Below are 26,454 nucleotides of genomic sequence, written 5' to 3' on the forward strand. Positions count from 1 at the left end.
GAAAGTAGGAGAAGCCATGAATAGTCGTCGAGTAGTAGGGTTTGTTGAAAAAATCTATCAGTTATTAATGATTAATATTTGTTTTTTTATTACGACATTACCCTTAATGGCAGCGTTAATTTTATTAAAACCAACGCTTATGGCCCTTCCATTTTACCTGATTGCCAGTGTTTCACTAGGTCCGACCTTATTTGCCACTTCTGATTGTGTCAGTCGGTTAACAGAAGAGCAGACCGTCGAGGTGTTTAAAACGTTTTTTGAGAGTTGGCGGAAGCAGTTTAAGATGAGCTTAGGTATGACTTATTTATTGGAGATGGTTGTGATTATCGGTATCGTGGACATGATTTATTTTTCTCAAAGTGATTATTTGCAATGGTTTAATCCGATTATTGTGTTAATAATGGTCGTAGTGTTAATGATCTATGGTAATTGGCTGATTGTCTATCCCAGAAGTTTAAAAAACACTAAAGAAATAATCAAAGAAGCTACTTACTATGCTTTTTCAAAGTGGCTTTTGAGTTTGGTGAATGCTCTACTATTAGGTATCCTTTTTTTAACGATGATTATCAAACCAGTATTTGGTTTCTTAGTTTTCCCAAGTTTGATAGTGATCCTGATGTTATGGAATACGCGTAAATTAGTAGAAAACACGTAGCTGGTGTTAATAAGTAAAGGCTAGGAACATAACGTTCCTAGCCTTTAGCTGGTTGTTAGCAGCGGCTCTTAAGAGACTACTTTGTCTTTTTTAATGGTTTTTGCAAGGAGTAAGGAAGCAATAACACAACAGATCGCCATCACGATTGCGTAGATAAACATCATATTAAAGCCAGCTTTGCCCTCGTTATTATCCAACCAACCACCAATCATGGTATACATAAAGACATCTGGCAAATAACCTAAACAAGAAACAATTCCCGATACGCGACCAGTTTTAGAAATAGGAATACCGGCATCATCAATGATAGCAAAATACTGACTGCGAATCAGGTAAATAAAGAACATGCCTGCGACGAAGTTAGCGAGAATAATCGCGATTAAGCCTTTATCTGCTGGTAACATCAGGAACAAGCCGTAAGATAGTCCAGTTAAAACAGCACCACCGACAATAACTTTAAGACGTGAGCCAATCTTATCAGCTAGGAAACCACCGATAATTCCACCAAAAGCCTGAATGATATAGCGAACACCGCCCAATGTTGCACCACCTGAGACAGATAGGCCGTATACATTAATGGCTAATGTGTTGATGTAGCCAAAAATACCGTAGAGGCTGTAACCAAAAAAGACGATAGCGACTAGTAACCAAACACGAGGAATGGCCAATTGCTTAAAGGTGCCAATGATAACCTCTTTTAGGGATTCAACTTCCTCTTCTTGAGTGGTGTCTTCGATAAAGAACCAGTTCAAAATGCCAATAATAATCACAACGATGGCACAGGTCCGAATGGCCCAAGCGGTTCCTAAAATATCATTGGCAAAGCGGCCGTAGACAGCGGTCATGCCAAATACTAGGAGGGCGTTTAAGATACCTCGCAAGCCTTCTTGTAAACCGAAAAGTCGCCCTTGTTCGGAAGAATCACCTAACATTCTGGTGGCTTTAATCATGGCTGACCAGTAGGTGATGATTGTTGAAACACCCATTAAAACAAATATCAGACGGGCAATATTAAAAGATGGAAAGGTTGAAAACCATAAACCTAAAAGTCCAGTTGCTAAAAATGAAAAGGTTAACAACTTTCGAGCAGAAAATTTGTCGGCCACAATGCCACCTACAAAATAAGAAAAAGTTGCCATAGTAGCGTAACCAGAAGATAACATGCCCATTTGAGCATTGGATAAATTCATGGCTTTTTGAATTGGAACGTAGAACGTTTCACGAATGTAAGGCAATTGAAAAATGATGCCAGCCCCAGCCGCTAAGAGTAATAGAGTTCCATACTTTTTGATAAATGCTTTATTCATTGAATAAACCTCCAGTAAAGAAATTTGGTTGGAAAAAATAAACGACAAATAAGGTGTGATCCGGCACCATTGCTCATCGCTATTGCTCTCTATTCTCTCTAGTAACACACTTAGTGTAAAGGTTTTCGCAAGAGGTGTCAACGGTTTTATTCTAATAAAATATTCAGCAAATTATAATCTTAATTTAATGCAATGGGCGCTTTATCTGATATATAGTCCTTAAATTAAAGGTTTTTGGTGTAAAATTTTCCTTTTGAGATTTGGTGATGGTTGCGAGATAAGAATGGGAATCAGTGAGTTTGTGAAAGCGAAAAGCAGGTGGTGACAATCAAAACCTCCAGTGAGAACTGGAGGTTTGCTCTTCGGCTGGAAGCCTCTTTTACCGGCCACGGCCTAAAAGGCCTCCTGAGCGGGTCTCCCTCACGCACCACTTTTTCTCACTGATTCTAAAAGAATCTCATTCTTTTTTATTTTTTGCTATTTTTATTGCCTGTAAACGGATCATATTCCTCAAATAACGTCAGCTGATCTGCTACGTGATCTTCTTGTACTTGCCATAAATGATCTGGCGACGGTATTTAGGCGCAAAAACGATATGATACTTACATTTCCATACGGTGTGTGATAAACTTTGATTGTCCTTTTTCATAAAGGGACCTCCTTTAATGTTAATGATACGGTCGGGAAACCAATATCAGTTTAACATTTTAGGAGGCTTTTTTAATACCCCGCTGGAAGCTCTAAGGAACCACCCGCATAGCAGGTGGTTTTCAAAACATATAAAAAAGGGAGACTTAACTCATTGAGTTAAGTCTCTCTTTTTGTTTGTTTGCTTAGTTCACGGATCACTTCTTCGATAAAGATGAATAAGATGGTTCGTGTTTTTTCATGTGATGCCAAATGATCGGCTTGCTGGGACTTGGTTAAATAGATGATTTCTGCATTATCAAGTAATAAGTTTGAGTTCAATTCTTCGATAACGAGTAGTGCTTTTGCCTGCTGTCGATTGGCTTCTTCAAACAATGAGTCGAATTGGGCGAATTTTCCGGCAACTGAAAAAATCAATAGTAAGGTGTTTTCTGTCAGCAAGCCAGGAATCATCGAAGCTTCAGTTGCGCGAATGACATGTTTTTCGACCGTGTAAGTCAATTTATATTCAAAATACTCCATACAAATATTGGTTGGGCCGTAGCCAAATAAAATAATTTTATCATAGGTGCTAATGAGTTCTGCCAGATAGGTTGCTGTTGAAGGGTCAAAATTTTCCATGAAGTCTTTAATGCGAGAAAATTCGGTACTCATTTTTTTCTGTTTGACTAATTCTTTGCCAGTAATAAAGCGAAAGTATTCCTTGTAGCCTGAAAAGCCAATTTTTTTGACGAATTTCGAAATTTTTGAAGGAGAGACACCTGTTAGGGCAGCAGCTTCAGTGATGGTTAAGGCTTTGGTTTTACTTTCTTCACTTAGAATATTATGGATGGTTACTTCTAAATCATTTAAGTGATTTAACTGTATTCTTATTGTCAACACCTCCCAATAAATTATGTCTAAAGCATAGCACAGTCTGACGTTAAAGAGCAAATCTGTGGAAAGTTTTCCGTTTAAAGTTAATTACATACAATAAATTGGAAAATCTAATCAAATTTTAATGTAAAGATGAAAGTTCCATTGTATACTAAAAACAAGAAAAGCGCTTTCTGATAAAAAATGAATGGAGCTAGTTGAATGAATTCCGATGTGTTGATAAAAGAAACGATTGTTGCAGATGTAAAAAAGATGGTCTCTGATGAGCAAGTTGTCACGGATTATGAGACGTTATATGAGGCCTCGTCTGACCGGTACCGGAAATATGCCAAGGCTAAAAGAGTGTTAGATAATCCGATGCCAACGGCTGTAGTTTATCCTCATAATGTCAATGAAGTCAGAGATTTGCTGATGTATGCCAATGAAAATGACCTTAATGTTATTCCTCGAAGTGGTCAAACAGCCACTGAAGGTGGTCTTGAAAACTGGAAAGAGTTAGCTTTAGTCATTGATGGTTCGCGAATGAATAAGATCATCAACATTGATCCTTATAACATGCAAGCAACCGTTGAAGCAGGTGTTAAATTGCAGGACTTAGAAGACGAGCTGAGAAAAATCGGCTATACAACCGGTCACTCTCCTCAATCAAAACCAGTGGCCCAGTACGGCGGTTTAGTCGCGACCCGCTCCATCGGCCAATTCTCGACCTTATATGGTGGAATTGAGGATATGGTAGTTGGTTTGGAATGTGTGTTTCCTAATGGGCATATCTCGCGAATTAAGAATGTCTCCAGACGAGCAGGGGGACCTGATATCCGTCATATTGTGATTGGCAACGAAGGAACACTTTGCTATATTACCGAAGTCACGGTAAAAATCTTTAAGTACTACCCAGAAAACAATCAATTTTTTGGCTATTTAGTAAATGACGTGGAAACCGGTATTAAAGTCTTGCGTGAGGTGATGACTAACGGTTATCGTCCTTCGGTTGCGCGGACCTATTCGCCAGAAGATGCTCGCCAGCACTTTTATCATTTTTATGAAGACAAATGTGTGTTACTCTTTATGGCCGAAGGACCAAAAGGAATTGTTGAAGCAACAGGTGTCGGAATTGAAGAAGCTGTTAAGAAATTTCAAGATGGGATCTACAAACAAGTGGACAGTCAACTGATTGCTAACTGGTTTAACCAATTGAATTGGACTCAGCAAACCATTGATGATGAAGTTCAAGGGATGATCGACAATGATAAACACGACGGTTTTACCACTGAGATTTCAGCCGACTGGGAAACTATTCCCACCATCTATAACAACGTTGTTCAGCGGATTCGCACAGAATTTCCGCGAGCTCATGACTTGACGATGCTTGGTGGTCACTCCTCACACAGCTATATCAACGGAACTAATATGTATTTCGTTTATAACTATACTATTAATTGTGAACCGGAAGATGAGATGAAAATTTATCATCACCCGATTCAAGCGATTATTGTAGAGGAAACCTTAAAATTAGGTGGTTCGATGTGTCACCACCACGGCATTGGGAAATACCGTAACGAGTGGACAAAAGAAGAACATCAGTCAGCTTACTACATGCTGGATAGTTTAAAAGAGGTTTTTGATCCAAAAGGAATTATGAACTACGGGACGATTTACCCGGTCCAAGAAGGATATAAATATCAAAGATAGTCAGATTTTAAGGTGAGGGCGCCTCGTCGCCCTCAGCTGACAAAAAGGTTAGGAAGAATAATCAATGCAGATAATTTGTCTAATTAAATTTGTTCCAGACACTGACCAGTATGAATATGATTATCAACGGGATAAAATCAATCGTGAAAAATCACGGATGATTTTAAACCCAGATGATCGTAATGCTTTAGCTTGGGCGTTGGCCTACAAAAAAAAGCACCCTAATACTCGTGTTGAAGTTTTGACCATGGGGCCGACTAAACAAACGGAAGAACTTAAAAATATCATCCGGGTAGGGGCAGACAAGGCGGTTTTAATCAGCGACAGTCAATTTGCAGGAAGTGATTCGCTTGCAACTAGTCTGGTGCTGGCAAGATACCTTCAGTCTCAGACCTTTGACCTGATTTTGACAGGGACCCATACGCTAGACGGCGGGACTGGTCACATTGGACCACAAGTAGCAGAGCTGCTAGGGATTAACCAATTCTCAAATATTCGATCCGTTGAAGAGGTTAATCGAGAGTTTTCAGTAGTAGAGGCAGCTCAAGATGGTGGTAGCATTCGTTTAAAGCTACAAAATCCATGTCTTTTAGGGATGACGAGTCAAATGAATTTGCGCTTAGGTTTCGTTAGATATGAATCAATTGACAAAAATGTCGATAGCCAATTCTCTCTAGTAACAAACGAAACCTTAGGACTTGCAAAAAATGAAATCGGTCGCAATGGCTCTCCGACCAAGGTGCGTCAAAACGTTATTGCCAAAAGACAAAAAGTGACACAAAAAAAGATCAAAGTGGATGATGAAGGAATCGATGACGTAATTAATTATTTAAAAGAAAAGGCGTATTTATGATGTTTAACTCACTTATTATTATCGATAATGACTATCTCAAAGATTCAGTCGATTTAGTCGAGGTGGCCAATCAATTAGCGGGGACGGAAGAATCGGTTGTCAGCGGCTTGGGGATTAACTTGGTAGACAAGGAGATCACAGGATTTGATTCACTTATTTGTGTGGACTTACCAGATCTTCAATTAAAAGACAGTCGCGTGCTGACGGATATCATTCAACAGGTTCAACAAACGTATGAATTCGATAGTATTATCGTCTTGGCTACTGACTTTGGCCGGATGGTCGCCCCTCGGGTGGCCATGCGACTGAAGGTTGGCTTGGTGGCAGATATTACAGCGATTGACACTCATCAAAAGGAACGTCGGTTGATTCGCCCAGCATTTTCAGGGAATATGTTGGCCAGTATTGTCTGTGACTCTACACCGATTATGGCAAGTGTTCATCCTAATGTGTTTCATTTTCAAGGGACGAAGCAACCAACTGTCAGTCAATTTGCTATTAATCAATTGAAACCGTCCTCAATTGAGGTGTTAGCCATTACTCAGGAAGCTGGCAACCAAGATATTCGGGAAGCAGAGGTAATCGTGGCAGCAGGTGCCGGTTATCATGCAGATATTGCCGATTTAAATGGAATCGCCACCAAATTAAAGGGAGCGGTGGCAGTCTCAAAGCCATTAGTAGAGCAACAGCGCGCTCCACGGGAAATTCAAGTGGGGCAATCAGGGAAAACGGTCAGCCCTCATTTGTACATCGCCTTGGGAATATACGGTTCCATGCAACATGTTGAGGGACTTAAAAATGTTAAAGATATCATCTCGGTGAACACAGATGAAGGGGCACCGCTGAACTACTTGGCCAATTTGGTGGTCATTGGTGACGCGGTAGAGTTTATTAACAAGTTAACAGCTAGACTCCAAGAGGGAACTTAATGTTCCGACAATTTTAACTAAACTAACAGAAAAGAAGGTAATAAGATGGAAATTCAAGACTTTAATATGAAGATGTTTACAATGAAAGGTAAGAATGCGATTATTACAGGTGGTAACACAGGCTTAGGTCAAGCTTTTTCACTGGCTTTAGCAGAAGCTGGAGCAAATATTTTTATGCCGTCGATTATGCCAGACGACCCGTCTTTTAATCAAACATTAGCAGCCCGTGGTGCAAAAACGGCTTATATGTATGCGGATATTACAAAAGAAGGTGTCCCTAAAGAGATTATCGATAACTGTTTAGCAGAATTTGGTTCAGTTGACATTCTAATCAACTGTGCAGGCATTTGCCCAGTAGCCGATGTGTTAAGTTATGGCCGTGATAAGTGGGACGCCACAATTAACATTAATTTAACGGCAGCCTTTGAAATGAGTCATGAAGCTGCCAAGGTGATGATTCCCCAAAAGAGTGGTAAAATCATCAATATTTGTTCGCTGTTTTCATTTTTAGGTGGCCAGTGGGCGCCGGCCTATGCTGCGTCAAAACACGGGATTGCGGGATTGACTAAAGCCTATTGTGATGAACTGGCTCAGTATAATATTCAAGTGAATGGCATTGCGCCTGGCTACTTTAAAACAGCAGTGGCACAAGCTTCCATCGAAGATACAGAACGTAACAAATGGATTGTTGACCATACACCAGAAGGGCGTTGGGGAGATGTGGCTGATTTAATGGGGGCGACGGTATTCTTGGCCTCAGAAGCCTCTCATTTTGTTAATGGTCATATTTTAACCGTTGACGGTGGGTTTTTAGTCAGATAATTGGCGTGAAAAAGTGGGCAACGACAAGGTTTAGCACTTGCTCACTTTTTTGCTCAATGTTAAACAGGTCATAAAGTTAATTATCCCAAAAATAGCATAAGGAGAACGTTATGGAAAAACAATATATCGTTGGTATTGATGGCGGCAGTCAAAGTACCAAGATTGTCATATTTGATCTTGAAGGCAATATTGTCGGTGAGGGCAAGGAAAATCTACGGCCCATGCACCTGGCTAAAGACGGTGTTGTGGAGCATCCTGGGGATGATTTGTGGGACTCACTTTGCTCGGCGGCTCAGCAGGCCATGGAGCAGTTTGGTCTGCGAAAAAATAACATCGTCGGCATCGGGCTAGGATCAATTCGCTGTTGTCGGGTGCTTTTAAAAGCGGATGGCTCATTGGCACAGCCGATTATCAATTGGATGGATAAACGCGTGGCTACCCCTTACGTACACGATAATCCAGAGGTGAAATATGTCACCTCAACGAATGGTTATCTGACCCATCGCTTAACAGGTGAGTTTAAAGATAATATTGGCAATCATTTTGGGCAATGGCCTGTGGATTATGAAACATGGCAATGGTCAAGAGATCAAGAGGTGTTGAATCAGTATAACTTACCAGAGGAAATGCTTTTTGAAGTGGTCAAACCGGGAGATATTTTGGGGTATATTACGAAAGAAGCTAGTGCTAAAACTGGTTTTCCAGAAGGGTTGCCGTTAATCGCCACTACCAGTGATAAAGCTGTTGAGGGGCTAGGGGCAGGCTTGATTCGAGAGACAAGCGGGTTTGTCTCTCTAGGAACCTACATCAGCAGCATGGTAACAGGTGTTGAGATGCCAAAAGATGCGGTTAACTACTGGGGAATTATGTCCTCAATTCCTGATAAATATGCTTATGAAGGGTATGGGATTCGTCGTGGTATGTGGACGGTTTCTTGGTATAAGGATCTTTTAGGTGGAAAAATCAGTATTCGAGCCAATTATCAAGGTGTGTCAGAAGAAGAGTATCTGAATGAGCAAGCTCAGCATGTCCCTGCCGGTAGCGACGGGTTGATGACGGTTTTGGATTGGCTAGCTAATCCTTGGGAGCCTTTTAAACGAGGAATGATGATTGGGTTTAATGCCCATCATGATTACCGTTATATGTATCGGTCGATTTTAGAGGGCATCGCCTATACGATGAAGAACAATGTCACCAATATGACAATGGAATTAGGCAAAGAAATCGATGAAGTGATCGTCACCGGTGGCGGTTCAAACAGTGACTTAATGATGCAAATTTTTGCCGATGTTTTTAATTTACCAATCAAGCGAAATGTGGTAAATGGCAGTGCTAGTGTGGGAGCTGCCATCAATGCGGCTGTTGGCTTGGGGATTTATGATTCTTATGAGGAAGCTGTTGCTAAAATGGTCAAAGTAAAAGATGTCTTTACACCGATACCAGAAAATGTGGTAGTTTATCAACAGCTTAATGAAGGGGTTTATCAAGGATTGGCTGCTTACACAGATCCACTTTTAAAAACAACCTTTGATATCTTACATCCAGAAAAATAAATCCGTCGAGTTTGAATACTCTATTTAATAGGTGAGATGGCATGGCATCAAGTAAGGCTATCAGACAATAGTGGCGGGAAAATAAAGGACTAAATGCTGTTTTGGCATTTAGCCTTTTTCCACATAGCTAGAAGGAGGGGCAAAATGATTGAATTTAGTGGCGTTGAAAAGCATTATAGTGGGACCTCAGCCGTTGAAAAGCTGGATTTGACTATTGAGGATAATCAATTTATTTGCATCATTGGAACGAGTGGCAGTGGTAAGACCACCTTGTTGCGCATGATTAACCGCATGATTGAACCTTCTGCAGGAGACATTCGCATTAATGGTGTCAGTACGACGAGTCTGAATGAAGATGAGCTACGCCGGAAAATCGGCTATGTGATTCAAAATATTGGGTTATTTCCCCATATGAGCATTCGGGATAATGTGATGATCGTGCCCAAATTATTAAAATGGACTGACAGCCAAAAAAATGGCATCGCTGAAGAATTGATTCAAAAAGTTGAATTACCCCTCGATTACTTGGAGCGTAAGCCGAAAAACCTGTCAGGAGGACAACAACAGCGAATTGGCGTAATCCGCGCTTTAGCAGCTAATCAGGACATTATCTTAATGGATGAACCCTTTGGTGCTTTGGATCCGATTACCCGGGAAGCCCTACAAGAGATGATAAAAAAATTACAAAAAGAGATGAAAAAGACCATTGTGTTTGTGACCCATGACATTGAAGAAGCCCTTAAACTTTCAGATAAAATGATTATTATGGATCACGGAAAGGTGGTTCAATATGATACGACAGAGGTGATTTTAAGCCAACCTGCCAATGAATTTGTTGAAGAATTGTTAGGAAAACGCAAACGTCAAAATTTTATTGGCAATGACATACGAGTCGGGGATTTGATGGCCAGTCAAGTAGAAGCGGTCTCCTTGAGTCAGTCAATCGTGGCTGCTATCAAACAAATGACTGATAAAAAAGTGGATACCCTCTTAGTCGTGGATGATGAGCGGCACTTAAAAGGATTTATTGATATTAAAAGCATTAATCAGGTTGATAAAATGAAAACCGTTTACGAGATTATGGAGACAGAAACTGCTAGTGTCAATCAAAACGAAAAAGTGAAAGATGTGGTCGAGCCCTTATTAAGCATGGCTTTAAAATATTTACCAGTTGTGGATGATGAAAATCATTTAGTTGGAATCATGACGCGTTCTTCTTTAGTGTCGTTGATTTACGAACAGTTGAAGTAGGTGAGGGAAGTGAGTCAGTTTTGGCAGCAGTATGGCAGCGAGATTTTGTTGAAATTATGGGAGCATCTGTATATTTCTTTTAGTGCAATTATACTTGGCGTAATCGTGGCCATTCCATTAGGGGCCTTGTTGACCCGTCTAAAAAAAGGGGCCGAAACGCTTATTAATGTGGTGGGCTTTTTACAAACAATCCCCTCGCTGGCGTTGTTGTCCCTAATGATTCCCATTTTTGGCATTGGAAAAGGATCAGCGATTGCGGCATTGTTTTTGTATTCGCTTTTACCAATCGTGCGAAATACCTATGTTGGCATTCAGGGCGTTGACCCAACTTATTTAGATGCTGCCAAAGGCATGGGAATGTCTAAATGGCATCGTTTGCTTAAAGTGGAGCTGCCTTTATCCTTTAGCGTGATTCTTTCAGGCGTTAAACAGTCAGCAGTTTATGTGATTTCATGGACAACGTTAGCCGCTTATATTGGGGCAGGTGGCTTGGGTGATTTTATTTTTAACGGCTTAACGTTGTATCGCCTAGATTTAATCCTAATGGGCATTATTCCCATCACCCTCCTGGCGTTGCTAACCGATGGAGTGTTGCGTTATGTTGAAAATCGATATGTGGAAGGGGGGAGATGAGATGAAAAAATGGTTCGTCGTCATCGGTTTTCTTAGTTTATTTAGTTTTTTTGTTGTGACGGCAGCAACTGATCAGGATGACACGATCACGGTTTCTGGAGGTGTGACGTCAGAATCACAGATTTTAGGAAACATCGTCGTGGAACTATTAAGCCATTATACCGACAAAAAGGTGGTCTTTTTAAATAATCTAGGTTCAGCTAACATGATGCAAGCCGCCATGGAGCGAGGCGATTTGGATATTGCTTCCCCTCGATATACAGGAACGGATTTAGTTGGGACCTTAAATTTATCGGTTGAAAAAGACCCGGATAAAGCCTTAAAGATAGTTCAAAAAGAATTCCAAGATCGCTATGGGTTTAAATGGTTTCCAAGTTACGGTTTTTCCAATCAGTTTACCTTTATGGTTACTAGAGAAACAGCGGAAAAATATAGTTTGAACAAGGTCAGTGATTTACAAAAATATGGAAAGCAATTAAATTTGGGAACGGACCAAACTTGGTATAAACGAGAAGGGGATGGTTATCAGGCTTTTACTGAGGCCTATCAAATGACCTTTAAGCGGGTCTATCCAATGCAAGTTGGCTTGTTATATGATGCCTTGATGATAAAGGAATTGGATGTTATTTTAGGTTATTCAACTGACGGGCGGGTCGCCAGCTATGATTTAGTGATGTTGGAAGATGATCGCAGCTTTTTTCCGCCTTATACCTGTAGTTTAGTGGCCACAGCAAAGGTCTTGGAAGACAACCCACAACTGGAAGAAGTGTTGCTTAAATTGGAAAATACAATTACAACGGAAACGATGCAACAAATGAATGGTGCGTCCGATAGTCAATTAGTGGAGCCGGCTTTAATTGCCAAAGAATTTTTAGAAGCTCATCAGTATTTTGAGGAGGAAAGAGAATGATTCAGGAATTAATGAATTATGTGAGTACAAATGCCTCCTACATCATCAATCAATTTGCAATTCACATCTACATTTCGGTCATTGGTGTGGTTCTAACGCTTATCGTTGGCTTTCCTCTTGGCGTTTTTTTATCAGTCAATCAGAAGGTGGCTACCTTGGTGATTGGCATGATCAATGTGATTCAAACCATACCCTCAATCGGGATGTTAACGGTCTTGTTGATCGTCATGGGATTGGGGAAAAATACGGTAATAGCGACTGTTTTTTTGTATTCGTTATTGCCAATTGTCAACAATACTTATGTCGGGTTGAACAATGTGGATCCTGTCTATGTGGACAGTGCTCGCGGCGTTGGAATGAGTCGTTTTCAAGTGTTATACATGGTTAAGGTACCCTTGGCCTTGCCAGTTATTTTAGCAGGTGTTCGCAACGCTTTGGTTATTTCAGTGGGGATCACCACCATCGGCTCCTTTGTTGGAGCGGGCGGCCTAGGTGATATTATTTTAAGGGGGATCACTATTACCGATGGCAAATCGATTATTTTTGTCGGGGCCTTTTTATGCGCTCTGATTGCCTTAGGGATGGACCGAGTGTTTAATTGGTTGGTGAAACAGGAGAATGAGTAATTGTAGGACCAACTTAAGCCTAAAAGAGCAAGCCATCCAATTAAAAGGACGGCTTGCTTTTTGCTGTTTTATTAAGTTGCATCGGTCAGTGGTTGACTTTAGTCGATTGATTGACCATTACTGGCAATAACTTCTTTGTACCAGTAAAAACTATCTTTTTTGTAGCGGTCTAGACTGCCACCTGACTCTGAACGATCAACGTAGACAAAGCCGTAACGCTTTTGGTAGCCGTTTAACCAGCTAAGCAAATCAGTAAATGACCAGGTGCAATAAGCCCAAATGTCACTACCTTCTTCAACTGCTATCATCAATTCTTTGATATGTTGAGCCAAATAGTCGATGCGATAGTCATCGTGAATGTGATGGTCAGCGGTCAATTCATCAAACGCACCTAAGCCGTTTTCTGAAATGATGATCGGTAAGTTGTATCGGCTGGTGATCTCTTTGCAAGCGTAGCGTAGACCCATGGGGTCAATCGTCCAGTCCCAATCAGTTGTTTTTAGATACGGATTGGTTGGATTTTTATAGATTCCTGGGACACCGCTGATTTGATTGGTTCCCTTTTTCCCAGTGGTATTCATTTCGCCAGTGCTGGCAACACCATCTAGCGGGTTGTACTCACAAACTGTAGTTTGGTAATAATTAACCCCCATAAAGTCAATTTTGGAAGCGGCTTTAACAAGCAGTTCGCTATCTGCTTCAGAGACCACAGGGGCGACCCCTTTTTTGGCCAAGTGCTGGTAGGCGCTCTTAGGATAACGCCCATATGCGTAAACATCCATCCACCAAAAATTTTTCAAATCATCAAAATCAAGTTTTGACATGGCGTTCTTAGGATCGCAGTCTAAAGCATAACTTGGACTGTAAGCAAAGCTGGCACCGATTTTTCCATTAGGCATAATCTCTTTAAAGGCGATGACTGCTTGGGCATGGGCTAAAAAGACATGGTGGTTTACTTGGTAAAATAATTTTTCTTGCTGCAATTTACCTGGTGGATGTAAGGCGGTCATCCATCCAAAGGTAGTGAAGATATTTTGTTCGTTGATGGTGATCCAATAGTTGACTTTGTCTTTAAAGTGTTGAAAGAGGAAGTGGGCATAGTCAAGATAGTCTTGAATGACTTGTGGGCTTTCCCAGCCGCCATAAGCCTCTTCCAGTGCTTGGGGAATATCCCAATGGTAGAGAGTGACCATCGGTTCGATTCCGTATGCCAAACATTCAGCGATCAGGTTTTCGTAAAATGCTAACCCTGCTTGGTTGACCTCTCCTCTCCCTTGTGGAAATAGGCGAGCCCATGAAATGGAGAAGCGGTAGGTTTTTAAACCCATCTCAGCCATTAAGGCCACGTCCTCTTTAAAACGATGATAATGATCGACGGCTACTTCACCGGTCGAGTTTTGATAGGTTTTTCCTGGAAGTTTGACAAATTCATCCCAGTTGGACAGTCCTTTGCCATCTTCTTGATAGGCACCTTCGATTTGATAGGCAGCTGAGGCACTTCCCCATAAAAAATTTGCTGGCATTTGTAATTTATCCATATAATTCACTCCTCGCGTTTGCTGTGGTGATGAAAGGCCAACTTTCGCTTGTGATGGCCCTATGCTTAAGATTTATGACTGTGATAAGTGGATTGGTATTTGTCACAATCATCAGCGTGATTAAATCATACCCTTCTGTTTGCGATTTGGCAATATTGAATTCATGGGAGATAGTTGTCTTAGAATGATCAGTTTCTAATTGTGACAAGTTGAATAAGTATGATATCCTTGAAGAGATAAACTAAATGGCGATTGGGGGAATAGTAGTTATGAGTGATATCTGTACATTGGCCTTGAGAATTGCCAAAAAGGCTCATTACGGGCAAGTTGATAAAGGGGGAATCGAGTATATTCAACACCCTATTTATGTTGCCAATCAAATGGAGACCGATGAAGAAAAGGCAGTTGCTCTGTTGCATGACGTCATTGAAGCCTCAAATTATGGCGTAAATGATTTACGTAAAAGTGGGTTTCCAGAAACGGTTGTCCAGGCGGTAGATCTATTGACGAAGAGGCCAGAAGTAGCTTATGCTGATTACTTAGCTTTGATCAAAGAGAATCCGCTAGCTAAAGCAGTCAAGTTGGCAGAATTGAAACACAATACTGATTTAAGTCGTATCTCAGAAATTGGCTTGGCAGATTTTGAGAGAATTGAAGCGTATCAACAAGCCATTGACTATTTAAACACGTAGGGTGAATTCGTGAGGGAATCAACTAATTGTCATGAGAAAAAACAGCATCTGGGAGAGTGCTCTCAGCTGCTGTTTTTTTCGATGGTTGTATGAATAATTCTAAGTGAATAGCCGTGGATTATTCTTTTAATAAGTCTTCAAACCAGGCTAAATTGACCTGATGATGGGCGCGAGAATTTTCTAACATCTGTTTGAAATGAACTGGCAAACCCTGATCTTGCTTGATGGAACGCTCTAATAAGGTAATCTTTTTGCGGCATTCAGCTATTTGTTCTTGAATAATTTGTTGAAATTTGTCTTTGGGATAATCTTCTGCAAAGAGCATGGCTCCGTAAAAGGATAAATTGATATACTCTGATTTTACCCCGAATTTGTACATCAGTTTGTCAAACTCTATTTCACCAAGCTGGGTAATTCGATAATGTTGTGCCTCTCTGTCTGTGGCTTGTTTGACTATGTCCACTTTTTCAATGAGTTTTTTTTCTTCGAGCTGTTGTAAGTTATAATAGAATGAGCCTTTGGTGAAATTGACGATGTACTGATAGTGCCGTTCTTCCATGAGGGAAAGTAATTCATAGCCATAGGCATTCGGCTGCTGCTTAAGCAATCCCAAAATAATTAGTGGTATCATCTTTTAACCTCCTGGTATGTCAGTGTTATGCTTGTTTTTGATACAAGGCAGCTACTCTGGCTTCAAATTCAGAATAGGGGATTTCCCCCATAGCCATCTCCAAACTGGCTAAGTAGATCTTTTCATTTTGAGTATGTGGTCTTTTAGCCATGTCACTCAGGGTTTTTTCTTCATGAGGTAAAGGGGCAAGCACGTGTTGTTGGTGCTGAAAGGCTTCAAAATATCGCAAACCGAAACGCCGTTGAGAAATAGCATCAAGATGAATCCCATCAGGGTTAGAGGTTAGTTCAGCGGCTGTGACAAAATAGCAATTCCCTTGTTCGAAGGCGAATCGTTGCAGAGCATCATTGATCGTTTGGTATTCTTTGCAGCCTGCTCCAAAGCCAATTTCCCCTAAATAATTGCCTAACCCCCCAATAATCAACGGCAGGTCTGGTGCGGCTAATTCTTTCCTTAAAGCCTTGACGATGACTAAGAGTTTGTCGTAATAATCAGTAGTGCCACCAGCCATGCTGTTACTTTCACCTTGATGCCAAAGGAGACCTGATAGCTGACTGTTTTTCATGGCAAACTTTGCTTGAGAGATGGCATGCTGAAACAGCGCTCCTTCTGGCTGCCAATCTTCGATGGGACTGCCACCTTCTGCACAAGGGATTAAGCCGATGATTTCTTCTTGATGAGCGCTGGACCAAGCATCTGCAAATGAAGAAGCCAAGCTGACACCTGCCACAGGTCGATCATAGTTGATTGGTTCGGTCATCATTTGCCAGCGACCGTTGCGCAACATTTGGATTCGTTCGTTATAGATTGGAGGGACCTGGGAGACAAACCCTCGCCCAGCCATATTGGATTGCCCTAACATTAAAAATGAGTGTATCATAGTTGTGCCTTCTTTCTGCGTTTATCACTGCCAGAGTCTAATTAGACCTTGGCATCTTTATTATAGTCTAATTAGACTATATGTCAAATGGGCTATTGGGATTATTGGCGTACTTTCGGTTAGTCATCTTTCCATTTAACCAGATATGCTCAATCTAAAAAAACTAGAAACCAAGTTGGCTCTAGTTTTTGACGGTCAATCGATCGAGACAATCTGTGAAAGTTGTTGAACAAAGGTCCAACTTTTCCCTTCATTAACAGATTGAAAAAGACAAGCAAACACTTTGCGATTAGGTCGATCTTTGGCATTGGCCAGATGAAAGGTTGCTTCTAGTTTAGCTGAACCTGTGGCAACAATGGTATTAGGCGCTTGAAAAAAGCTTAGCTCATTTGCCGAATAGCCTTCAGGAATCGTAATAGTTGCCTTATTAAAGGATTGGCCATGGTCACGCGTATAATATAGATCCTCCCGTGTGGCTAGAAAACCAGCTGCTGGTGATAGGTAACTAGCATTCTGAATAGGTTTGCCAATCAGAGTTCGGCCACTTTTTCGCCAAGTTTGACCGTAATCAGCAGTGGTGAAAACTCTGAGAGATTCTTCAGAATGACTGAAAGTGGTTGAGAAGACTGCCACGCCGCTACCATCTTCAAAGAAGGTTACTTTGCGGTAACGAATGGGACCGAATTGATTAGTGATCAAGCTTTTTTGCCAAGTTTTTCCCTTGTCACGGGATGATAATTGGTAAAGGGATTGGCTTTCTGAGTTCGGTGAGAAAATAAACCAGGAGAATTCAGATTCAATATTGTAGGTTTGTTCCAGCCAGTCATTCTTTTGAGGGAGGTTGCGTGTTAGCGACTGCTGTTCCTGTAACCACTCTGGTTTAATTGGCACAAATTGCCAAGTTGTACCAGAATCAGTGGTCATGTAAAGTTCTTTCCCTTGGAGTCGCAAATAGTTAGGTTCTTTAATGTGATCAGTCGGGGTGTCACCAATTTGGGTAACTACTGTGTCATTCACTTCTGGTTCACTAAGAGTTCTTGAAAGAATGCCTTGTTGATAGTTAAATTCATCGGCCAGCTCTTGATGACTCTCTGTTTGGACCATAAAGATACAGGCGCTCATTATTCCTAGAATCATCACGAAAGAAAAAAGGAATAAAAAAATTTTGTTCCAGTTACATCGACTTGGAGTATTTAAGGTCTCAATTGGTTTGCTCGTTAAAAGGAATAATGTAGCAGGGGCTAGACCGAAAGGTGCAGATCGCTGCCCAATTTTTAGTTGGGTCTCTTCAAGAAAAGTGGTTACTAGTTGGCTGGTAGATTTTTTAATTGTAAACTGTTTGTTCTTGAGAGAGAGCAAATAGTTGTTCTGGGTTTGTCCGATAACAACTGTTTCTTGAATGGTGCTTAATTGTTTTTTCAGCCAATCTGGGAAAAAAATATAAAGTAAGATCATTTTAATCACAATAGCCATGGTGAATATGAAACAGCTAAGGCAGAGAAATGAGCCAATGCTTTTAGAAATATTAACCAGAGTGGTTAAGCGGTTTTGAGAAATGTAGCCGTGAATTATTTGCAATAACGTCTGGTAAATAAAATTGGCAAAAGTAAAAAAGAAGAGCGCTGAAAGGCTGGCTATAACCCCAAATAGAGTCAGCAAGCGAACATAACCTCTGTAGTAATAACAGATGATCTGTCTTTTTTTGCTCAATAAGTCAGTTGTGGTCAATTCAAAATCCATATTGTAACCTCGTCTATTGTCTGGTTTGACTACTTTAGTAGTTATATTAGTATAAAACGAAAATGGGGTTATGGCAATGAGTTTCAAGTACTTTTTTTAAAATAAGGGTCGATTTATAGAGCGGACGGTCAAAAACGGTATTTAGGCAGAAGCCGTCTTATTTTCGAATAGTGGAATGATTTGTTATAATTAGCAGCGAGAAGAAAGGGAGGTTATGATGGCTTATAAAGTTGATTTTAAAGAGGTTTCAACCACTGGTTTAGAGAGTTCACCAGTAGCAGAAAGCCTTGCCGGTTTAAGAGCTCATGAAGCGCGCTATTTTTGGAATAAATTTAAACATGAATTTGTGACAACCCCAGCAACAGAAGATCCTGAAACTCTTGGTTGGATTGAGTCTGTGCTAAAGGAACGCCAATTATCGTTTCCCTATAAGCCTTTGGAAGTAACTAATTTTGTTGTAGAGGGTACGAGGTTTGCGTATGTTTTTTATGAAAATGGTTTGGCCGTTAATGTTATGTATAGCATAGCGGACGGTGGTAAACGTGCTGTCGGTTTTAAACTAGCAGAGGGAATGACCATTCCAGAAGAGTTTGCCGCGAAGTTTAAGTTTGCTCGTCAAAAATCAGCTCTTGCCGGTGAGATTCGCGGGTCTTACTTTGTCATTAAAGGGTGTTATTAACTAAGAGAACCTAGCAAACAGGCAACTGTTTGCTAGGTTCTTTGTAGTGAGCTGATTAATCTTTTAAGTTTGAAACTAAGAAATACATCATGATGTGATTGATGCCAGTAAAAAATAATTGGAAAGAGACGGTCCAATAAAAAATAACAATTGCAAGTTGCGGATCAAATAATGATTGAACTCCAAACCAAATAACTAAGATATTCAAGGCAATAGCCAACCATTTTAAACCATTTGTTGACTTAAAAATGGCAAGTGTATTACTTATTGCTAAGACGATCATCATGATGACAACAAAATTGATGATTAAGGTTGCACCACTGGCAGGATTTCGTAAAAAAAATATTAGGCCAAAAGCGGCGACTAATACCCCTTCTAAACTACGCAAAATCTTATATTTAATTCCTTTTGTCATAAACAATCCGTCAATAATTGCGGCGATACCGATAACTGTAAACAGACCACCAAGAATCATCAAAAAGATGACTCCTTGCTGAATTGGATTGGAGATAAATAACAACCCTAAAATCAATAAGACAATTCCTTGAAGTAAAAACTTATTTTTTTCTTTTCTCATCTGGCAATACTCCCTTCTTTTATGGAGGAATTATATAACTAGATTTTATAATAGTCAATGGTTTTTTAAACGCTGTTCCTTTTTTATCATATCTAACATAGTCTTTCATACGTAAGTTCAACCTTTTCTTTGTGTGCTGGATTTTTTTGGTATTTATGGTTATAAAAAAACATTGAAATAATAAGGAGTCCTTTTTCGAACTATGTAATTTTTTTTTTGATAAAGCTTGTTAAATGGGGATTTATGTTTTTTTTAAAGGTTCTTTTTGTCAAAAATAACACTGAAAAGTAGAAAAAAGCGATTTGATTTGCCATAATGTAGTTGAAAGTTAGCCTGAAAAAAGAAGGATGGTTTTATTTCAGACCTAAAGTTCGTTTAGAAAATGATAAATCAGTGATTCGTATTTGATTTTTGAAGTAATCATAAGGTAGAGGATGTGAGGGTGTCATAAGCTGTTCGAAAAAAGACTAAATATAGTGAATAGTGCTCTGTTTGATAAAAAGGAGGGGAAAAAGAACTGAGAGACATTTATGCCGGTTCAACAATGGGGTATTTAAAAATGACGGTCGTTATTTAGTGAGTGTCAGTTGACTGTTAGGTGCTTCCAGAATGAGTGAGGTTATTTCTTGTGATTTACATTTTTTTTTGAATTTCAAAAAAATTATTAAAAATTCTTGTTCGATAATAGCTTATCATTAATTTGTTCGGTGAGTAATAATAGGGGGATAGATGAGCAGTGTATTTTAGTTTAACCGTGCTAACTAACGTTTTGTGATACAAAATGATTCGCTAGATGATTTGGTGATTTTGTTCAGTAATTAAGTTATATGAAAAATGATGTTTATCAAATCAACTAGCTATTTTGGTTAACTGATTGAGGCTCGCCGAATGGAAGAAAATGACAGGTCTTTGTTTTTATCAGATGTCATATCAATACTAAAAAAGAAAGGAGACCCAAAATTGAAAAAGGAAAAGTTTCTTAATTTGTTAGTGGTTGGCTTAATTAGCTTAACATCAGTGAGCACTGCCACTACTGCTGTAGCAGAAACAAAAACTTTTGAGTCAGCCATCAGCTCAACTGCTTTAGAAAAGACGCTTATTTTACCAACGGATTATATGTCTAAGTTGACAACCTCTCTCAATAATAGCCCTGTAACTGTGAGCTCTGATTCGGAAGAGAGCACCAATGAGACGGTTAAGATAACGTTTAAGGCAACTGCAGATCATACCTTTACTAATGGTGAATCGACGATTGAGACTCAAGGTTACTTAGGTGACCAACTACTTACGATAGATTTTCCTAGTTTAGTGGTTGATGAAGCAATTGAAACATTGGTAGGCTGGAAATTAGACGGTCAATTGTTGAATGAGCAAGAGATAAAGCAAGAGGTTTTAACAGGTGATTGTGTTCTGACAGCTGTGACTACCAAGAAGACGGCATTAGCCAAAAGTCGAGCTCTTAACGTCTCGATTGCTGATGTCATCCAGAACGCTGATACGACAAAATTGATTGTGATTCCTTCACCAACTGGAAGTGATCCATATAAGGAATACACCTCCACTGATGCCAATATGAAAACAGCCTTATCGGAGATGTATCACAATGGCGATGGCAGAGATTTTACTATTTACTTTGGAGCCAATCTTACTTTAACAGCTTCAACAGTCGCTAAAGTTGTGCCATCAGAGGTGAATGCGACAAATGCGACCTTTTACGCTCTCCAAGGGAAAGTTGGAACACTGACACTGACAGGGGCTGCAACTGACCCGATCAATATGAACACAACAACACCAGCAAATGTCAGAACCGTAAACTTGACTACAAGTGGTATTTATTTTGGTACAGACTTGATTATTCGAAATTTGGTTTATCAAGGAAACACCATCTATATGGGAGGCAAAAATTTAAGTTTAAATGGAGGCGCTTCTGGCAATGGGTTCACCATTTATGGTGGGACAGACAGTGGTGATTTAACTGAATCGCCAACCGTTGAAGTGAACACAACAGGTACCGGTATTTGGAATTTTTACGGCGGTAACCAAACGAGTGGCACGATAACCGGAAATACGACTATCCGAATTAATAATACAACTGGAGCAGTTAACACAATAGCTGGTGGAGCTAGAATTGGCACGATCAATGGCAATACCACGACAGAAGTGAAAAATGTGTCTGGTGCGATAACTAATTTTTATGGTGGTGGTGAAGGGACGACAACGGCTAATTTAGCGAATGTCACAGGGAATGTGACATCGACGATCTTTAGTGAAAATGCTTCGACAACTATGAGAATTGGCAGCTATTTTGGTGGTGTCAATTACGGTAACATTTCGGGCAGCGTCTCAAATACAGTGAAGGGCAACGGTGGTTGGACAGCCGCATGGCGTGACTATTATGGTGGCTCAGCTTTTGGCGACATTGGCTCATCGGCAGAAGGAATTGCCATTGTCAATCATTTGGATACAAGTCAATTTACGACCGGTACTATTTATTATAATGGGGCTAATAGTCGTGAAGGGACGATTAATGGAGGGATTCGAAATACGATTCGAGCAGGAGCTTACAACAGAGGGTCGATCGGTCAAATCAATGGAGCCAGTGGTCGAAATGTCACACGATTGACCCATGCACTTAATGGTTCTAACAATTTGGATACCTACGATGCCATGACGGATCAACAACGAAATGATTTAGCTGAAGCTGGCGCTAAATTTAAAGTTTACGGTGATATTTATACCGATATTTTAGGTGGAGCAGTCAGTGCTGGTGGCGATGATATTGGCTTTACAAAAGGTTTCGGCTGGGGCGGATATCTTCAAGGGAATACGTATGTCACAATGGGAACTCTTAGAGAAGATGGACGAACTGGCGGGGAAGGATTTGCCTATGATGGTGATTCGATTGCAGCGGCTACCTTGACAAAGGCGATGAATGAAGGGCTGGATTATGCGGCCGCTAACCGAAGTTCATTTGCCATTAACAACGCTGCTCAATTTGACATCGTTGGTGGTGGTGGTTCAATCGGTGCTTGGACATCAGATGTCTTTATTCAAGGACATACTAATGTTGTCCTTAATAATACGATCGCACGTTGGACCTATGGAGCTGGATTTTCCGGTGTGACTCAGGGAAGTACAAATATCACGTTAAATGGTGGATTTGTCGACACGCTTGAAGGGGCTGGTTATTATGACCGTCGTGTTTATGGTGAAACGAAAGCAATCGTCAATAATGGACAGGTTGACTGGTTTTTATCTGGCGGTGGTTGGAACAGTTTGAAAGTTGTGGGTGATGCCAATGTTGACGTTCACGATGGTGTTGTAAATGCCTCAATGGGCGCTTCCTATGGTGACAGCGCTGCACATACAATTGATGGTAATTCACATATGTATGTGTACGGCGGTGATTTTTCAGGCTTGCCACGAACTGGGAACAGTGGTTTTTCAGCGGGAATCACGCAACAAGGAACTCTTACGGGTGATTCCAACTTAACCATTGATTTGAGAAATTACAAAGGAGCCTTTAAGTTTCCGTCAGGGACATTTATTTCGGCAGGTAAACCTTATTCTGTTAACACCTTTTTAGGAACAAATACCAGTAATACGATGAATCTGAATATTTTTGCAGATGAAAGTGCTGGTGATGTTTTGAATGGTGCGGACATCTATGGTGATGGGGGCGCAGCTGCTAATACGAAGTCAGGACAAGTGAACATCAACATTGATGCGCCTGGTTCGACAATTGGCAATCTGTATGCGACCCAATACAATAATGTGGCCGCCAGTAAATTGCTTCGGGATGTTAAGTTAAATGTTCAACGGGTGAAATCGATTGGTGGGATTTCTGGTGGAAGTGCGAGTGATGTCATCAATAATACTGTGGCACGGAACAGTGCTGCGGCAACACCGGCAACTGCCTCGACCTTCAATTTTGGTGTTAATGTTTCAGGAGAAGCTGGTCAAAGTGAGTATCCTAATCAAGAAGAACCGATTATGGTAGCTGGTATTGGGATTAACAACTTTACCAAGATGACCATCCAAAATGAAACAACGTTAATGGCCAATGGTGGTAATATTCGAAATGGTCTTAGTGCAACGGCAGCTAATCATGGAACAACGTACAATGAGTTTGGTGATATTCATCTCATGGAGAATTCTGGTTTAGGTGTTGCCACTGGGAGCAATTTTATTTCAGCAGGTAAGCTGACTGTTGAAGGCGAGAGCTCGATTGAGTCTGGTCAAGGAACAGGGATCATCAATATCAGCGACATTGAGTTTGTTGATCAAGATAACGATCGTTTGACTTGGATTAAAAATACAACAACTGAGACATCAAAAGTGACTGCTAAAGGGACTTGGTTTGGCTCACGAGATGCTTTCCAAGTTCTGACGGTTAATCCAACGGTTCAGAATGCCAATAAACTAACACCACTCAATTTTATGGGACGGGAAAAAGCTACCGGAAAAACCTTTATTGGTGATAACGATGTGACAGGTGCGGCTAATGGTTACGGCATTATGATTCCTGGGTCAGTAATTGATTACCAAGTGATTGATCCTATTCAGGATGGTGCTGGTGACATCATGCACGATGTGGCAAGTGTTTTGGAAGGTAATACACCGATTCCCTTAAAAGTCTGGGGAACCGAAATAGCAGGTAAAAAAGTTCAACAAGGTCGTTTGGTTATCCCTTCTGATGAGGCGGTATTGCCAACGCTAACTTTTACACCGGAAACGGCTGTAACAGGTTCTTGGCTGTACAATGCTCGCGTTAAATCAACGAGTGTTGGTTTAGCGGACAACGTGATACCTGAACAAAATAATTCTGATCCTGTTACGTGGAAATCTCCTGCAGGGACTTACAGTTATTCCATAAAGGTTCAATACTCCAACAAGGTAGAGTTGATGGCTCAAAACGTGCTGATCACAGAATCAGAAGCAGCGCTGATAAAAAATGCTGCTGATTTAGCAACTTATACCAAAGCTGCTGGGCGACCATTTTTAGAAAATGATATAACAGAAAGCGTGCTAGGGGCTATTCGCCAACCTTTAGCTGAAGGGCAATTGTCACGACCAACGACTGTTACGTATCAAGCTGGGACTGTTACAAGTAATCAAGCTGAAAAAGTTGTTAAGGTCGTGGTGGTAAAAGACCAAACCGTTATTGGGGACTCTCGTCAGTTAGGTGTTTATGCTCAAGCAGGGGAGATGACGCTAGAGCAAGCTAATGGTTTAAGGGATCAGGAACAGTTAGAGACAGACTTTACTAAACCATTGGCTATTTTTGCTGATGGAACAACAGGGGCTGCTCAATCAGATCTGCAAACCTTTTTGGCAGTAAAACAAGCTACGGAAGAAGAGTTATTAAAAATTGTCAAGATCGCTTATTCCTATTCATTAGCTGAAGAAACAGTTGTCAAGGAAGTTGAGGTTAAAATTACAGGGATTTTGGAAATAAACGAAGTCCCAACAACCTTTAACTTTGGTGATCAAATTATTGCCAATCGCGAAAAAACATACTGGCCAACAATTGTTGGTGATTTGGTAATAAAAGACACTCGAGGAACAGAAAAACAAGCTTGGCAGTTGATGCTAAAAGAAGAAACGCCATTGACAAATGGCAGTCAAACATTAGCTAATCGGATGAGTTTTGTTAGCGACGGCGAACAACAGATTACTGCCGACAATATTATCATTCAAACCCACACTTTAACAAGTAATGGCACATATAATGTAACTGAATCCTGGCGTGAAGGTGAAAAAGGGATTAAGTTACAAGTACCTGTAAAACAACAAAAGGTTGGTCAATTCTCAGGAACGTTAAGTTGGAGTTTAGTGGACGGGCCAGCCAATGATTAGTGAGGGAGATGGGAGGTATCGAATCGTGCACAAAAGATTAGTGACCATCATGCTTTTGGGAGCCTGTCTACTATGTGGCTCTAAGGCGTATGGCGAAGAAACAAAAAACTATGAAAGTAAGTCATCCACAGGTTTTTACGGTGTTTACGAGTACCCAAAAGAAGAGGAAAAACCGCCTCTACCTGAAACAGGTGGTAAAAGTGACCCGCAACCTGAGCGGACTTATCAGCAAAATTCCGCTGGGAAAGTGCTGACGGTCTTGCCCCAAACTGGTGATCAACCTTATTGGTTAATGGGGGCCCCAGGGTTACTGATGCTTGGGATGGGAATTTATCTTAGTTTGAAAAAACAACAAGAAAGAAGGATATGAGATGAAAAAGACAATAGGGAGTATTGCAACAGCAGCTATTTTGAGCAGTTTGGTGGCAGCCACGGGAGTTACTGCAGCGGAATATGACACGAATGGTGTGATCAATTTTACACCAGATACAAGTATTACGTTGCCAATTGATCCAACTAATCCAGATCCAGAAGTACCAGTATCGCCAATTGACCCAACTGATCCAGAAGGACCTAATCCAGGAACCGCTGGACCGCTAAGTATCGACTTTGCCTCAAGCTATGCCTTTGGTGAACAAGTGATTTCAACTCTTAATAAGGTTTACTATGCTGATATTCAAGAATTTACCGGCGATACTACGGGGCCAAATTACGTCCAAGTAACTGACAAAAGAGGAACGCTAGAAGGCTGGAAATTAAGTGTTAAACAAAATGGTCAATTTGCCACTGCGGATGATGACATACTTACCGGGGCACAAATTACCTTAAAAAAGGGTGGCGTCACATCGAATCTGGCGTCAGACACTTCATTAATTCCGGGAGAGGTTCAATCGGAAGTAGCGCTAAAGACAACAGGTGAGGAAACGGTTTTAGTTGATGCAGCTGTCAATCAAGGAGCCGGAACTTGGATCTATCGTTTAGGTAGTAATGCTGAAGAAGGTGAAACAGGCGTTGAGCTTGCTGTACCAGGGAGTACTGTCAAGCGTGCTAAGGAATATCGCACAACGATGACATGGATATTAAGTTCTACACCAGGAAACTAAAAA

22 protein-coding genes and 1 pseudogene are annotated in these 26,454 nt (G+C 40.7%); 15 read left to right on the forward strand and 8 right to left on the reverse strand.

Going from position 1 to position 26,454, the window contains the following annotated elements:
* Positions 1-16 precede the first annotated feature (16 nt).
* On the forward strand, positions 17-655 hold the full coding sequence (locus I6N95_RS01070; protein WP_209524486.1) for a YesL family protein: 639 nt from the start codon (positions 17-19) through the stop codon (positions 653-655).
* A 68-nt stretch (positions 656-723) separates the two neighbouring features.
* On the opposite strand, the gene I6N95_RS01075 is transcribed toward I6N95_RS01070, so the two are convergent.
* The 3 genes and pseudogenes from I6N95_RS01075 to I6N95_RS01085 form a co-directional block, all read right to left on the reverse strand.
* Positions 724-1,962 carry an MFS transporter gene (locus I6N95_RS01075; RefSeq protein WP_209524487.1) on the reverse strand — a complete coding sequence of 413 codons (1,239 nt, stop codon included), beginning with the start codon at positions 1,960-1,962 and terminating at the stop codon, positions 724-726.
* Positions 1,963-2,503: 541 nt separating this feature from the next.
* Positions 2,504-2,611, reverse strand: a pseudogene (locus I6N95_RS01080) (transposase); the annotation flags it as partial.
* 158 nt (positions 2,612-2,769) lie between these two features.
* Entirely contained in the window at positions 2,770-3,489 is a 720-nt protein-coding gene (locus I6N95_RS01085; RefSeq protein WP_245249182.1) for a MurR/RpiR family transcriptional regulator, read from the reverse strand.
* Positions 3,490-3,687: 198 nt separating this feature from the next.
* Here I6N95_RS01085 and I6N95_RS01090 point away from each other — a divergent pair, with 198 nt between their 5' ends.
* The 9 genes from I6N95_RS01090 (at position 3,688) to I6N95_RS01130 (ending at position 12,752) form a co-directional block, all read left to right on the forward strand.
* Entirely contained in the window at positions 3,688-5,175 is a 1,488-nt protein-coding gene (locus tag I6N95_RS01090) for an FAD-binding oxidoreductase (protein ID WP_209524488.1), read from the forward strand.
* A 64-nt stretch (positions 5,176-5,239) separates the two neighbouring features.
* Positions 5,240-6,028, forward strand: coding sequence for an electron transfer flavoprotein subunit beta/FixA family protein (locus tag I6N95_RS01095; RefSeq protein WP_209524489.1), 789 nt, complete (start codon positions 5,240-5,242; stop codon positions 6,026-6,028).
* The gene (locus I6N95_RS01100) at positions 6,028-6,957 is read left to right on the forward strand and encodes an electron transfer flavoprotein subunit alpha/FixB family protein (protein ID WP_209524490.1); all 930 of its coding nucleotides are present in this window, start codon (positions 6,028-6,030) and stop codon (positions 6,955-6,957) included. The genes I6N95_RS01095 and I6N95_RS01100 overlap by 1 nt, the downstream gene beginning before the upstream one ends.
* A gap of 45 nt (positions 6,958-7,002) precedes the next feature.
* Positions 7,003-7,779, forward strand: a complete 777-nt coding sequence (locus I6N95_RS01105; RefSeq protein WP_209524491.1) for an SDR family oxidoreductase — start codon at positions 7,003-7,005, stop codon at positions 7,777-7,779.
* Between the two features lie 110 nt (positions 7,780-7,889).
* Entirely contained in the window at positions 7,890-9,332 is a 1,443-nt protein-coding gene (locus tag I6N95_RS01110) for an FGGY-family carbohydrate kinase (protein WP_209524492.1), read from the forward strand.
* A gap of 144 nt (positions 9,333-9,476) precedes the next feature.
* Complete coding sequence (locus tag I6N95_RS01115; protein ID WP_209524493.1) at positions 9,477-10,583, forward strand: ABC transporter ATP-binding protein; 1,107 nt, start codon at positions 9,477-9,479, stop codon at positions 10,581-10,583.
* Positions 10,584-10,592: 9 nt separating this feature from the next.
* Positions 10,593-11,216 (forward strand): ABC transporter permease, encoded by a 624-nt coding sequence (locus I6N95_RS01120; RefSeq protein WP_347340521.1) that lies wholly within the window; start codon positions 10,593-10,595, stop codon positions 11,214-11,216.
* Position 11,217: 1 nt separating this feature from the next.
* Positions 11,218-12,126, forward strand: a complete 909-nt coding sequence (locus I6N95_RS01125) for an osmoprotectant ABC transporter substrate-binding protein (protein WP_209524495.1) — start codon at positions 11,218-11,220, stop codon at positions 12,124-12,126.
* Positions 12,123-12,752 carry an ABC transporter permease gene (locus I6N95_RS01130; RefSeq protein ID WP_209524496.1) on the forward strand — a complete coding sequence of 210 codons (630 nt, stop codon included), beginning with the start codon at positions 12,123-12,125 and terminating at the stop codon, positions 12,750-12,752. Before I6N95_RS01125 ends, I6N95_RS01130 begins: the two co-directional genes overlap by 4 nt.
* 98 nt (positions 12,753-12,850) lie before the next feature.
* Here the strand turns inward: I6N95_RS01130 and I6N95_RS01135 are convergent, their stop codons facing one another.
* On the reverse strand, positions 12,851-14,290 hold the full coding sequence (locus I6N95_RS01135; RefSeq protein WP_209524497.1) for a glycoside hydrolase family 1 protein: 1,440 nt from the start codon (positions 14,288-14,290) through the stop codon (positions 12,851-12,853).
* A gap of 245 nt (positions 14,291-14,535) precedes the next feature.
* Between I6N95_RS01135 and I6N95_RS01140 the strand changes: the two genes are divergently transcribed.
* Complete coding sequence (locus I6N95_RS01140; protein WP_245249183.1) at positions 14,536-14,982, forward strand: GTP pyrophosphokinase; 447 nt, start codon at positions 14,536-14,538, stop codon at positions 14,980-14,982.
* A gap of 118 nt (positions 14,983-15,100) precedes the next feature.
* Here the strand turns inward: I6N95_RS01140 and I6N95_RS01145 are convergent, their stop codons facing one another.
* The 3 genes from I6N95_RS01145 to I6N95_RS01155 form a co-directional block, all read right to left on the reverse strand.
* Positions 15,101-15,613 carry a PadR family transcriptional regulator gene (locus I6N95_RS01145; protein WP_209524498.1) on the reverse strand — a complete coding sequence of 171 codons (513 nt, stop codon included), beginning with the start codon at positions 15,611-15,613 and terminating at the stop codon, positions 15,101-15,103.
* Between the two features lie 25 nt (positions 15,614-15,638).
* Entirely contained in the window at positions 15,639-16,493 is an 855-nt protein-coding gene (locus tag I6N95_RS01150; protein ID WP_209524499.1) for a sialate O-acetylesterase, read from the reverse strand.
* 195 nt (positions 16,494-16,688) lie between these two features.
* Positions 16,689-18,233: a WD40/YVTN/BNR-like repeat-containing protein gene (locus tag I6N95_RS01155; protein WP_209524500.1), complete on the reverse strand. Its 1,545-nt coding sequence runs from the start codon at positions 18,231-18,233 to the stop codon at positions 16,689-16,691.
* A gap of 217 nt (positions 18,234-18,450) precedes the next feature.
* Between I6N95_RS01155 and I6N95_RS01160 the strand changes: the two genes are divergently transcribed.
* Positions 18,451-18,912, forward strand: a complete 462-nt coding sequence (locus I6N95_RS01160) for a phage tail protein (protein WP_209524501.1) — start codon at positions 18,451-18,453, stop codon at positions 18,910-18,912.
* A gap of 55 nt (positions 18,913-18,967) precedes the next feature.
* Here the strand turns inward: I6N95_RS01160 and I6N95_RS01165 are convergent, their stop codons facing one another.
* Complete coding sequence (locus tag I6N95_RS01165; protein WP_209524502.1) at positions 18,968-19,489, reverse strand: DUF308 domain-containing protein; 522 nt, start codon at positions 19,487-19,489, stop codon at positions 18,968-18,970.
* Positions 19,490-20,449: 960 nt separating this feature from the next.
* Between I6N95_RS01165 and I6N95_RS01170 the strand changes: the two genes are divergently transcribed.
* From I6N95_RS01170 to I6N95_RS01180, 3 genes are read left to right on the forward strand one after another with little or no spacing between them, the layout of a single operon-like run.
* Positions 20,450-25,348 (forward strand): hypothetical protein, encoded by a 4,899-nt coding sequence (locus tag I6N95_RS01170; protein WP_209524503.1) that lies wholly within the window; start codon positions 20,450-20,452, stop codon positions 25,346-25,348.
* 25 nt (positions 25,349-25,373) lie between these two features.
* Positions 25,374-25,718, forward strand: coding sequence for an LPXTG cell wall anchor domain-containing protein (locus I6N95_RS27330; RefSeq protein WP_209524504.1), 345 nt, complete (start codon positions 25,374-25,376; stop codon positions 25,716-25,718).
* A 1-nt stretch (position 25,719) separates the two neighbouring features.
* Entirely contained in the window at positions 25,720-26,451 is a 732-nt protein-coding gene (locus I6N95_RS01180; RefSeq protein WP_209524505.1) for a WxL domain-containing protein, read from the forward strand.
* The last annotated feature ends 3 nt before the right edge of the window (positions 26,452-26,454 follow it).

It is taken from the genome of Vagococcus allomyrinae (assembly GCF_017829975.1).
Lineage (GTDB): Bacteria > Bacillota > Bacilli > Lactobacillales > Vagococcaceae > Vagococcus_D > Vagococcus_D allomyrinae.